This is a genomic window from Leptolyngbya sp. GGD (assembly GCF_026735145.1).
In the GTDB taxonomy this organism is placed as follows: Bacteria; Cyanobacteriota; Cyanobacteriia; order Leptolyngbyales; family Leptolyngbyaceae; genus Leptolyngbya; species Leptolyngbya boryana.
Genome location: NZ_JAPQKE010000006.1, coordinates 20,873 through 32,320, shown reverse-complemented (window position 1 = coordinate 32,320; position 11,448 = coordinate 20,873). Strand labels below are relative to the sequence as shown.

At 46.9% G+C, this 11,448-nt stretch carries 10 protein-coding genes; 5 read left to right on the top strand and 5 right to left on the bottom strand.

Translation table 11 applies throughout. The annotated features are described in order from the left end of the window. Positions 1–8: 8 nt before the first annotated feature. Together OU814_RS23445 and OU814_RS23440 are read left to right on the top strand one after the other, a co-directional pair. Positions 9–1,259 carry a glycosyltransferase family 4 protein gene (locus OU814_RS23445; RefSeq protein ID WP_017288895.1) on the top strand — a complete coding sequence of 417 codons (1,251 nt, stop codon included), beginning with the start codon at positions 9–11 and terminating at the stop codon, positions 1,257–1,259. Between the two features lie 136 nt (positions 1,260–1,395). Further along, positions 1,396–2,724: a tetratricopeptide repeat protein gene (locus OU814_RS23440; protein WP_268242260.1), complete on the top strand. Its 1,329-nt coding sequence runs from the start codon at positions 1,396–1,398 to the stop codon at positions 2,722–2,724. 107 nt (positions 2,725–2,831) lie between these two features. Here the strand turns inward: OU814_RS23440 and OU814_RS23435 are convergent, their stop codons facing one another. The 3 genes from OU814_RS23435 to OU814_RS23425 all read right to left on the bottom strand — a co-directional run bounded on the left by OU814_RS23435 (position 2,832) and on the right by OU814_RS23425 (position 5,135). Continuing rightward, complete coding sequence (locus OU814_RS23435; RefSeq protein ID WP_017288897.1) at positions 2,832–3,071, bottom strand: 2Fe-2S iron-sulfur cluster-binding protein; 240 nt, start codon at positions 3,069–3,071, stop codon at positions 2,832–2,834. 144 nt (positions 3,072–3,215) lie between these two features. Continuing rightward, entirely contained in the window at positions 3,216–4,685 is a 1,470-nt protein-coding gene (gene cobQ, locus OU814_RS23430) for a cobyric acid synthase CobQ (RefSeq protein WP_017288898.1), read from the bottom strand. A gap of 48 nt (positions 4,686–4,733) precedes the next feature. Further along, positions 4,734–5,135 carry an Npun_F0494 family protein gene (locus OU814_RS23425; RefSeq protein ID WP_268242259.1) on the bottom strand — a complete coding sequence of 134 codons (402 nt, stop codon included), beginning with the start codon at positions 5,133–5,135 and terminating at the stop codon, positions 4,734–4,736. A gap of 387 nt (positions 5,136–5,522) precedes the next feature. On the opposite strand from OU814_RS23425, the gene OU814_RS23420 reads away from it, so the two are divergent. Next, positions 5,523–6,230 carry a response regulator gene (locus tag OU814_RS23420; RefSeq protein ID WP_017288900.1) on the top strand — a complete coding sequence of 236 codons (708 nt, stop codon included), beginning with the start codon at positions 5,523–5,525 and terminating at the stop codon, positions 6,228–6,230. A 62-nt stretch (positions 6,231–6,292) separates the two neighbouring features. Here the strand turns inward: OU814_RS23420 and OU814_RS23415 are convergent, their stop codons facing one another. After that, positions 6,293–6,661 carry a response regulator transcription factor gene (locus OU814_RS23415; protein ID WP_268242258.1) on the bottom strand — a complete coding sequence of 123 codons (369 nt, stop codon included), beginning with the start codon at positions 6,659–6,661 and terminating at the stop codon, positions 6,293–6,295. A 189-nt stretch (positions 6,662–6,850) separates the two neighbouring features. On the opposite strand from OU814_RS23415, the gene OU814_RS23410 reads away from it, so the two are divergent. Together OU814_RS23410 and OU814_RS23405 are read left to right on the top strand one after the other, a co-directional pair. Continuing rightward, positions 6,851–7,426 (top strand): HdeD family acid-resistance protein, encoded by a 576-nt coding sequence (locus OU814_RS23410; protein WP_017288902.1) that lies wholly within the window; start codon positions 6,851–6,853, stop codon positions 7,424–7,426. A 400-nt stretch (positions 7,427–7,826) separates the two neighbouring features. Beyond that, a complete protein-coding gene (locus tag OU814_RS23405) occupies positions 7,827–10,604 on the top strand; it encodes a hypothetical protein (RefSeq protein ID WP_268242257.1) in 2,778 nt (925 codons plus the stop codon). 301 nt (positions 10,605–10,905) lie between these two features. Here OU814_RS23405 and OU814_RS23400 read toward each other — a convergent pair whose 3' ends face one another. Next, positions 10,906–11,358 (bottom strand): hypothetical protein, encoded by a 453-nt coding sequence (locus tag OU814_RS23400; protein ID WP_268242256.1) that lies wholly within the window; start codon positions 11,356–11,358, stop codon positions 10,906–10,908. Positions 11,359–11,448 lie beyond the last annotated feature (90 nt).

The window sequence follows — 11,448 nt, the reverse complement described above, 5'->3', positions numbered from 1 at the left end:
AAACTACAATGCACATCGCTTGGCTTGGCAAGAAAACGCCATTTTGCGGCAATGTTACCTACAGTCGAGAAGTTACGAATGCTTTGCTAGACCGGGAACATCAGGTCAGTTTTTTCCACTTTGCCCAGGAAGAAGCCAGTCCTGATAATTTTCCGGATTTAAGAGAAATTCAAATTCCATTTTTATATAAATCCCAGATCTATACAATTCCGACTCTAAAATCTGCCAAAGTTCTAGAAAAAGCTCTGCGGGATCTCTCTCCTAAACCGGATATCGTACATGCATCGCTGACGCTTTCTCCGCTAGATTTCATGCTGCCGGAAATTTGCCAGGAGTTGAATCTGCCGCTTGTTGCAACCTTTCATCCGGCATTCGATCGCAAACTTCGCAATTTCACATCAGGCACGCAACATCTGATGTATCAGCTGTATGCGCCGTCGCTTGCCAAGTACGATCGCGTCATTATCTTCTCGCGAATTCAAAGGGATTTATTAATTAAACTGGGCGTTCCTGCGGAACGAATTGCCGTGATTCCCAATGGAGTTGATATTGAAAGATATTCTCCAGGTGCGTCTTCTTTCAAAGCTCAACTTGGCGCGAAACGGCTCTTTCTCTATCAAGGTCGGATTGCACCGGAGAAGAATGTAGAATCGCTGCTCAAAGCTTGGAAACAGGCAAATATGGGCGAGGATAGCCAGCTCGTGATTGTGGGCAATCATGGAACCTTAGCGGCTTCGCTGATTCCGTTTTATGGCGAAGAACAGGGAATTAAATGGCTCGGCTTTTTAGCAGATGAGCGCGATCGCATTAACATTCTGCGCAGCACAGATGTGTTTATCCTGCCGTCGCTCGTTGAGGGCTTATCGCTGTCTTTACTGGAAGCGATGGCTTGCGGAGTTGCATGTGTGGCAACGGATGCAGGAGCCGATGGTGAAGTGTTAGAAGACGAAGCGGGAATTGTGCTAGAGACGCAGCGAGTGACTTCTCAGTTGCGAGCTTTACTGCCTCAGTTGAGAGATCATTCAAGCTGGACAAGAATGTTGGGGCAAAAAGCGCGGCAACGCGTTGAAGAACGTTACACCCTGAGCCGCAATATTGCCCAGGTCGAAGCGCTGTATGAAGATCTGCTGGATGAACATCGTCGAAAACGTCGAGTGAGCGTTCTGAACAAAATTCCATCGCCTTGGCGACCGACTGCGTTTGACATTCCCAGAGGTCGGTATCCGATGGATTCGATCGTGCCTGAACCTGAGAGTTAAGATTTGAGCCTGTGGGCAAGCAGAATCAACGGCAAGCATTGAGGGGACATGGCATTCAGCAAACCTTGCAGACGCTGTGTTTCTCTGCTGGAAATGTCAATACTGAGTAGAGCACTCCAATTCTCTACTCGGAATCATGCCTGATCCTGTTGATCCTCAAGTCGAATTCTATCTGCGGCAAGCACGTCGGTTGAGTAAAGCCGGGCTTTACGACGATGCGATCGCTCAATTCGATAAGGTTTTACAGCGTCAGCCGAGCCTGTCCGAAGTTTGGTTTGAGCGAGGTAAAGCGCTCTATGGGTTGCAGCGCTATGACAAAGCGATCGAGAGCTTGAAAGAATCCATCTTACTCAAATCGGATTTTGAACCGGCTTGGAATATGCAAGGCATGGCGCTTTCCCAACTCGATCGCCATGCTGAAGCCATCTCCAGTTATGACCAAGCCATTAGGCTTCTTCCAACGAACTTTAAGGCATGGTATAACCGCGCCAATGCGCTCTTGAAACTAGGCTCAACGTATGAAGCGCTTCACAGCTACGAGGAAACCTTAAAACGGCGACCCAACTATACAAAGGCTTGGTACAACCGGGGCATTGTTCTCACCCAACTGAACCGATTTGAAGACGCGATCGACAGCTATCGCCAAGCCCTGCTCAATCGTCCTCATTTTTCTTCGGCTCATTATAATTTAGGGAATTTGTACTATCGGTTAGGACGATACGAAGAAGCGCTCTCTAGGTATGCACAAGTGCTGGAAATTCGTCCTGACCTTTATGAGGTTTGGTACAACCAGGCAAATGCGTTCCATCGCGCCGGGCGACATGAACGTGCGATCGAGAGCTATACTCAAACCCTAGCGCTGAAGCCGAATTCAATCGAGGCTTGGTACAACCGAGGCAATACTTTCGATGCACTCTGCCAGTATGAGCGAGCCATCGAAGATTATCAGCAAGCATTAAAACTCAAGCCTGAGTTTTACGAGGCTTGGTACAACTTGGGCGGAGCTTGCCAGAAATTGGGGCGATATGAGGAGGCGATCGCGCATTACGACCAAGCGATTCGATATAAACCTCAGTTTTACGAGGCATGGAGTAGCCGAGGATTCGCCTTGGGAAAAGCTAACCGCTATGAAGCAGCGATCGAGAGTTTTGATCAAGCGATCGCGCTGAATCCCGATGTCGATGAGGTTTGGTATCGACGTGGAAAAGCGCTAGAGCATTTAGGCAAGAGTGAGATGGCAATTGCAAGCTACAACACAGCCCTAAGCCTCAATCCGAAGAACGACAAGATTTGGTACAGTCGCGGGATTTCGTTGAGCCGAGCAGGACGAGATGCAGAAGCAGTTGAGAGTTTTGAAAAAGCGATCGCATTGAATTCGGCTCTCTCAGATGCCAAGCATCGTATTGAAAAGGCGATCGCCTCGAATTTAGATCTTTTAGCCGCGAAGCCTCATCTTGACCACTGAAGAAAATCCGAAGTCACAGAGTTCTTGCCAGCAGGGTATCCGCACAAATTGGTCACGCAACTTGCAGAGATTCGGGGACTAAGCCGCATCTTGATTTCAAACCTGCGTCACCAAGTCGGATCGAAAAAGAGATTGACCGTGATGCAGTCTTGTCCGGGTGGAATCGAAGAGATACAACTCCGCACGGTTTCACCGTTATCGAGTTCGACTTCGCAGGCATGGCATGAACCCATCAGGCAACCTGTCGGGATTGAAACCCCTGCACGATCGGCAACTTGCAAAAGCGGTTCACCAACTTCTGCATCAACAGTGACATCATCAGGAAGGAATCGGATGCTAACACTCATCACAAAATTCTAAAGAATATCTAAACGCTAACGAGTTTAGTAGATTTTGCCTCTACTGTATGAATCAAGGACAAACGGGTACGTTGCACCGAAAGGGTTAGGGATAAGAGCGCATGCAGAGTATCTGATGCGCTTGTTTTTTTTCTAGGGTAAAATCGGTTTCAAATTCAGATGCGGCTCGATCGCATCTGCCAATTGATCCAACATGATTTCCCGTTGTTCTCGATAGTTGGCAACCCCGGTCGGTAGCGATCGCAGTCCTCGCTGTTGCCGCAAACGATTTAACCAAGCCCGCCGCCACGGACCATTATCGAAAATTCCGTGCAAATACGTGCCCCAAACCGATTGAGACTCATCGACCACTCCCAAGTTTGGATCATCAAACAGCGCTTGTGTGCCTTCTTCTGATTCAATCAAGCGAGTTCGACCTTGATGAATCTCGTAGCCTGACACAGGCAAGCCGTCTTGAGGAAAATTCGAGGTGACATTCCGCTGACGCGCCACTTTCTGACCTGCAATCACCGTTTTCAGAGGAAGCAATCCTAAGCCGCGATATCGCCCTTCCTGCCCTTCAATGCCTTCCGGGTCAGCCAAAATCTTACCGAGCATTTGGAAACCGCCACAGATGCCAAGAACGGTTCCACCTGCTGCGACATAGTTTTGAATCTCTTCTGCCATTCCAGTTTTATGCAGTGCGATCAGATCCGCGATCGTGGTTTTCGATCCTGGAATAATCACGGCATCCGGATGCCCTAATGATTGCTTAGGATGCAGATATTTCACATTCACTGAGGGTTCAGCTTCTAGGGGATCAAAATCCGTAAAATTGGAAATCCGCGGCAGACGAACGACCCCGATCGTTAAATCGCCTTTCGGGTTTGAGGAACTGCGATCGAACAAAGACAACGAATCTTCTGCCGGAAACACTTGATCCAGCCACGGAATCACCCCAATCACCGGAATCCCGGTCTTCTGCTCGAGCCACTCAATGCCCGAATCGAGCAGCGATCGCTGTCCGCGAAATTTATTAATGACAATTCCTTTAATCAAAGCTCGCTCATCTGGATCGAGTAATTCCAAAGTTCCAACCACATGCGCGAAGACTCCACCGCGATCGATATCAGCGACAAGAATCGTCGGTGCGTTTAAATGCTTCGCAACCCGCATATTCGTTAAGTCGCGGTGTTTGAGATTAATTTCAGCTGGACTCCCTGCCCCTTCACAGACGACGAGATCAAATTCTTCAGAGATGCGTCTGAGCGATTCTTCGATCGCCGTCCAGCCCGGTTCAAAAAACTGCTCATAATAATCTGCAGCCGTTGTCCGTCCAATCACTCGCCCTTTTAATACCACTTGCGAGGTCATATCGCCTTGCGGCTTCAAGAGAATTGGATTCATCTCAACCCAAGGCTGAATTCCCGCTGCCCAAGCCTGCACCGCTTGAGCATAGCCAATCTCACCGCCATTTGCCGTGACATAAGAATTGAGCGCCATGTTTTGTCCCTTGAAGGGAGCCACTCGAAACCCCTTGCGTGTGAGAATTCGGCACAAGGCTGTTGCGATCATTGATTTGCCTGCATGGGAAGTCGTTCCTACAACCATGACTGCTTTCATTGGGTCACCTCCGGGGAATGAATCGAGTATCGGGTCTAATTATGTGTTCTAAACGGGCAAGCGCAGCCAACGGTTTAACGTATTCAAAATGCGATCGCGCAAATTTGCCTTGCCAAACCCACCGACGGATTGCCATTGCGAGACCAGTTGCCGTCCTAGTGGAGTCAAGCGAAACCGATCCGTCAGTCCTTGCCCATCGACTTCCCGCCGCAGCAGTCCAACTTGAATCAGCCAGAGCATTTCACCATCCGCACTCAGTTCAGAAAGCATCCGCTTTGTCAATTGATTTCGAGTCCCAGGGATGCCAATTAAGGCACTGAGCGCAACACTTTGATCCAGCATCAAAGAATAGAGTTTGAGTCGAAAAGGCGCACACCGAACCGCACGAGCAGCACGATCGAGCGTTTTCTGAGGATGACGAAAGACAGGGTTAGGCGTAGTAGGGGTCATCAGGAATTATGACTAGGTTTGATAAAGCTTTGATGAACTGACAAAAGATTCAGCCTCTATTATTGACAGAAATATTGTTCATTTGCAGATTAGATGGCAGCGAAGTGAGAAAATCGTGCTATCTTTAGTAAATTTTCTCAGAGTTTAACGCCGAATCCGGGTAAAGTTGCAGTTTTTACTCAGTAATCTCAAGGATTCGATGTTGACTCAATGTTTCGATCGCTTCTCTCTCCAAGGGTAGAGCCTCGATTGCGGAGAGAGACCACTCAAGATAGATCCGGCACTTACTCTATACGCCTTAAGATTGCTTCACTGATAGAAATTCGTAGAATCCTCACAGTCTGTGATGTCCAATATACGATTAAGAAATGAGGCTTGGCGGTAGGTATGATTCGAGTCATTTTGATTGAAGACCACGATCTAACCCGTGTTGGGATTCGAGCCGCTCTGCAACAGCGCGAAGGGTTTGAGGTGATTGGTGATGCGCGGGATGCTAAGTCAGGCTTGAAGTTAGTCAAGACAGCCCAGCCTGATGTCGCGATCGTAGATATTGGCTTGCCTGACTTCACTGGCATTGAGCTGACTCAGCAATTTAAGCAAGCTCAAGCATCCGGCGAATGTCCAAATACTCGCATTCTGATCATGACGATGCAGGATAGCGAAGATACGGTCTTAGCTGCGTTTGCGGCAGGCGCGGATTCTTATTGTATGAAAGATGCCAGCATCGATAAGTTGGCGCAGGCGATTCAGACCACAGCCGGCGGAAATGCTTGGATTGATCCCGCGATCGCACGCGTTGTTCTACATCAAACTCAAAAAGTTTATAGTTCAAATCAACATTCTCCCGAACCTGCCACGATTTCAATTAATCGTCTAGCAGACGAAGATCTAGTTCCTGCTTATCCACTCACTGAGCGAGAACTTGAAGTCCTCAAGCTGATTGTCGATGGCTGTAGTAATGCGCAAATTGCCGAAAAGCTCTATATCACTGTCGGAACAGTTAAAACCCATGTCCGCAACATTTTGAATAAGCTCTGTGCGGATGATCGTACCCAAGTTGCAGTACGGGCACTGAGAACAGGTCTTGTTCAATAGTTCAATCCCTCTAGATGAATCGAATTACCGCTTAGAGACGTTTCGTTGGAACGTCTCTTTCGCTATGCGGTTAAGGCATTAATCCGCTCTAGTAAAGTCAGAAAGTTAATGGGTTTTTGCACATATCCATTTGCTCCAGCATCTAATCCAGGCTGCACTTGGGTCTTATCGTGAGCAGAAACTAATAAGATTGGTAAGGTGCAATTGCGCGATCGAATTCTCTCAGTCACTTCCAATCCATTCATGCCAGGCATCATGACATCTAGCAGAACTAGATCTGGGCAAGTTTGCTGAAGCTGCTGCAAAGCTGCAATTCCACTCTCTGCGACTTCAACTTCAAAGCCTTCTGCTTCTAAAAAGACCTGCAGCAGCAATAGATTGTCCAACACATCGTCAACTGCTAAGATTCGACGCACCTTACGTCTTAACACAGCCTGAGTCCTCACTTTACATTTTGTGCTTCTTGCTACCTATAGTTACTTTTATTTACTGACAATCAGTCATACTCTAGAAGGATTTCGAGAGAAATCTATCTTTCGATTTCACTCTCTGTCTTGAGGGGCTTATCAATCCGGGTCACAATTTTCTATTGTTACGGCTGTATAACCGGAGAAAAAATTATGACGACCGCGATTGAGACAAAAAGTAGAAACAGCGGACTTTGGATAGGCGTGTTACTCATTGCTTTGGGATTAGGTGCGATCGCTGCTCCAGTCTTTTCGACGATCGTGACTGAGACTTGGCTTGCTTTGATTGTGATTGCAGCCGGATTTACTAAGTTAGTTTATGCAATTCAAACGCGTGAACAAGGTGGGTTTATTTGGAAAATTCTCTTGAGTGCTTTGTACATTGCAACCGGGATTACGTTGCTGGTCGCACCCTTGACGGGTGTTCTGACTTTGACGCTACTCCTAGGCGGATTCTTAGTCAGTGAAGGGACGTTTGAAACGATTTTAGCGTTCAAGCTGCGTGAGCAAAAGAATTGGTTCTGGTTACTCGGAAATGCGATCGTCACGTTGGGCTTAGGGATCTACATTCTGCTGCAATACCCGTTTGATGCACCTTGGCTCTTGGGAACCGTTGTGGGTGCGAGTGTTGCTGCGAGTGGTTTATCGCGAGTCATGTTCTCTTTGAATCCCCCAGTGCAGAATCCCCCAGTGCAACCGAGTGATGAAAGCTCAGCCACTTCTGTTTAAGCCAATTCGCTGAACAATCATTGATTCTGATTTTTGGAGCCGCCGATGTCTTGTAGATGTCGGCGGCTTCACTGTTTATACAGATAAGCAACGCTAAATCAGGAATAACTTTTATCAGCTTCTCAACAAACTAGCTTTAACAAGTATTAACACGCACAACAGCTAAATACTTTTTCACGAACGCAAATAAATTCCGTAGATGCTCCAGTTAACGAGATCTGAATGTACGGAGCACTATATGAATGGATTTCACATTTCAGTAAAGCTCAGTAAGTACCTACGTAAAATCTAGGAGCTTTCCGAGTTTTAACTTGAAACCTTCTGGGCTAAACTTCTCAGCCTTTTAGGTTATGGGGAATTGAGCGGATTTTTTTGTTCTCTCTGTTGATTGAATCAAGTTATGCAGCGCTATTCGTACTTTCTTTCTATATCCGTCAGCCTGCTGATCAATCTTCTCTCTCTAAAAAGCGCGATCGCTGCTTCCAATCTCAAAATCGATTTGACAAAGCCGATAGAAAGTACAGCCGAGACTCTATCGAATCTGCCCAAGGAGAACTTAGCACCAGACCCGGTAGTCATTGCCCAAACCATTAATCCAACACCTAGCGAGATCATTGTCCCGCTCCCCAAAGACCCAGATGCGCCAGAGATTCAGCAACCCGCTCAACCTCCAGAATCAAAACCTCCAGAACCGAAACCTCCAGAGCTTCCAAAACCTGCAATCGCCGATCCAGACGTTTCTAAAAAATTACTCGATGCGATTATCTTAAACGCGATCGGGAATAGCTCGAATCGCTTGCCCTGGGTGGTCAATCCAGCGAGTAACTTGCTGGAATCGACGACTTCATTCACCCCTGCAAAGACTGAAAACTATACAGACATTGATGCTCAATATCGTGATGATCAGCTTCTCATTAGAGAGTTTGACTTTGCACACTTTCCTAAACCTGACCAGTTTTACTGGGTCTTGCCGAAGAATCGAGTTGTGATCGAAACACGAGGTTGGCAAGCGGGAATTGACTATCAAGGGCAAGAAAGAATAGTTGAAATCGAGCAGCGTATTAAATTAACGCAAGCACTCTGGGGATTACAAGCTGTTTGGTCTTTGCCGCAGCCGTTTCGGGATTTGTACGGAAAGACGGATACGAGCCAGTTTACAATTCAAACGATTTCAGGTGAAATCAATAATCCACCCGGAGTGGCTGCTGCTCCGGTGGTCATTAACAATCCAACTTTAAGTCCGACAGCAGTTCGTATCGCCCCGCCGCCATCTCTCAGCAGTGGCTCTAGCAATACTTCCAACGGTGGAAGCTCACTGTTTCAGTTTTTAGAGCCAGAAAATGCTCCGTTGATTCTTCAGGCATACCCGACGAGTAATCTACAACCGCTCCTTGAAGCAGAAGGCTTATTCGTTGGGGCAAAAATCCCGCAATCGGCTCTAGAAGCTGCAAGAATTGGCTGGAAAAATCCGTTTACTGGAGAAGGGGAATCCACAGCTCCAATCATGAGTTCTCTGCCTGGAATCAAGATTGGACAGTTGGGAAAGTTTGACAATCTTGATTTACTCAATATTTTGGTCAATCCAAGCTTGAATTTAAGCGAACGCAATCTGGCTTATTTCAATTCCTTGTTCTGGATTCCATTGGGACAGAGAACTCCTCAAATTTTACGCACAAAAATTACTGAAGCTGACGATCGCTTTTGGCATCGTTTGTCGCTGAATCAGCCTCACAATCGCACGTTGCTGCAATATGATGCAACTCAGCCTCAAGCAACCTACACAAATGTGTTCGCAAATCCTGGCTTTTCTATCTCTTTTTCCATGAAGAAGGGGCAGGTGAATGATTTGCAATCGTTGAATTCTAGCTTGGGCTTGTTGTTGGGAGGAGTTTTTAGTTTCGTTCGACCGAAAGAGCTAACCCAAAGCTTAGAAGAGAGCCGCGAGCGCTACGATCGCCGTGAACCGTTTTCTGGCATTGTCACTCAAGCAACCTCGAATCAGAGAAGTGCGATCAACCAGCGCCTCAACCGCGGCTTATACTATGCCAATACAACGAGTGGAATCAGACAGATTTCAGGAACGATCACGTTCCCGAGCACCATTACTCCGGGACACGCTGATCTTTTTCAGATTCGGGTCGGCAATCAACGCCGTATTGCTCGTTTTTTGCAGACTGAAAGCACTTGGATTCCAGGAGAGACTTATTTTTCCCGATTAGAACTCTCTAATCGGGACTTTGGTCAATTATCTTTTATTGGTACGCCAGTGCCGTCGAGCTTAACTGGACTGACACCGAATCGATCGTCTGCAACACAAGTGGTGATTCAAGCTCCTGATGGTCAAGAGTTTGTGCAGGATTTCTCGTCGTCTTCGCCAGATTACACTGTTGTTCCGATTGGGATTCGATCGTCGGATATTGCGTTCGATCGCATTGAACTGAGTCAAATCGGGCGTAGCAAAACTCGCGTGAATCGATTTGAAGGATATCTCTTTTTGCCTGCTGTTGAAGCGATGTTGTCAGGGTCTTCAGGAAAATGGAACTATGCTGTCAATTCTGGCGTTTGGTTTAACCTGAATGGAGATGCTGCGTTTGATGTTGCTACGAACAATGTAGGCAATCCTGAGCCAACAGTTGGAATTTACTTAAACTCTTTAGTTAATCATATTGATACTCGCGTCATCAACGGTTCTAATGGGAAACCAAAAGCCGTCGTAAGTCTTGTTCCATCGTTACGGTTGTCTTGGAGCAGTGTGCCAAATTCTTCTAATCCAGCTTACCTAAACTTGAGCTATACCTATGCTCGACAGCAAGACGATCTGAACTACTCTCTCACACCAGGCTTTTTCTTGAGTTATAGTCGCGATCGCGTAGAGCCTGCTGGATTCTTTGAGGGACAACTTAGATTTAAGAGCGGTTTAGAATTTCGTTCTTCGCTCGAACTCAGTGATCAGTTTTTCTCTGGATTCGAGGCACTTCAACGCTTGAGTGTAATTTGGTCAGCAGGTTTATATATTCAAAATTATCGATCGACAGAGAGCCTGATCAGCCGAGAATCTGCCCTCTCTTATGGCATTATCTTGAGAAATCGTTCCAGTCGGGGCTTCGCTTGGCGATCGCGGTTAGGAATGAGTGGCGACAGTTTTGAAGTTCGCCTAGAAGGGGGATATCAGTTCTAGTCTGATTCCACGCACAGCCGAGAGACGAGTGATACATCTCTGCTCAATGAGCAAGCATCATACGGAAAAAGTAGAAAGCGATCGAATGGTTCTCAAGTTTTGAGTATCTTAGGTTCAAGACTATCAAGGCTAGGAGTAGTTTTGGACAACTACTCTATTTAGAACAATCACGTAGATTCAAGATGAGCAAGTAGATTTATAGACTTCCCAATTGACTTTTAGAGTAAATTCTAGCTAAGTGAACTCATAAAAAATCAGAGATGTAGTCATTACATCTCTGATCAATTCCAGACAATACTACTTAGTCAAATGGTGGAATTGGACCTGGTGGAGTCGGAGCCGGAGCACCAGTCGGATTAGACTCGAGACCATCCACACCAGCAGCAGCCTTCAGAATTGCAGCATAAGCATCCATTCCTGCCTCGGTTGTCACATCAAGACCAGTCAGAGTGTTAGCAACAACCTGCTCAAGCAAAGATGAACCACCAACAGTCGGCAGAGGGACAGCGGGTGCATCAATGCTTAACACTGGAGCCGTCGAATCTGCTGTACCTGCAACATCCAAAGAACCAGGGAAAAATACTCCTTCAGGTGCAACAATCTCACCAGAAATCGTGGTGGTGAAACCAGCGGGAGATGTACGAGTGATTGCACCGCTCACCGATGCATTTTGTGCCGATGCAGGGGCAGCAGCTACCGCTACTAAGCCAGCTAGACCCACTAAAACAGATGCAGAACGAGATAAGAAGCTCATCGTTTTTACTCCTCTAACTTTTACAGATCTTTAAACGGCTCCTAGTCCTATCACCAAGGGTTCTAGAAGTATCGATAAGACTAGAGCCGG

Coding starts and splice junctions, on each gene's coding strand:
- OU814_RS23445 (WP_017288895.1), top strand. CDS start 9: ATGCACATCGCTTGGCTTGGCAAGAAAACGCCATTTTGCGGCAATGTT.
- OU814_RS23440 (WP_268242260.1), top strand. CDS start 1,396: ATGCCTGATCCTGTTGATCCTCAAGTCGAATTCTATCTGCGGCAAGCA.
- OU814_RS23435 (WP_017288897.1), bottom strand. CDS start 3,071: ATGAGTGTTAGCATCCGATTCCTTCCTGATGATGTCACTGTTGATGCA.
- cobQ (WP_017288898.1), bottom strand. CDS start 4,685: ATGAAAGCAGTCATGGTTGTAGGAACGACTTCCCATGCAGGCAAATCA.
- OU814_RS23425 (WP_268242259.1), bottom strand. CDS start 5,135: ATGACCCCTACTACGCCTAACCCTGTCTTTCGTCATCCTCAGAAAACG.
- OU814_RS23420 (WP_017288900.1), top strand. CDS start 5,523: ATGATTCGAGTCATTTTGATTGAAGACCACGATCTAACCCGTGTTGGG.
- OU814_RS23410 (WP_017288902.1), top strand. CDS start 6,851: ATGACGACCGCGATTGAGACAAAAAGTAGAAACAGCGGACTTTGGATA.
- OU814_RS23405 (WP_268242257.1), top strand. CDS start 7,827: ATGCAGCGCTATTCGTACTTTCTTTCTATATCCGTCAGCCTGCTGATC.
- OU814_RS23400 (WP_268242256.1), bottom strand. CDS start 11,358: ATGAGCTTCTTATCTCGTTCTGCATCTGTTTTAGTGGGTCTAGCTGGC.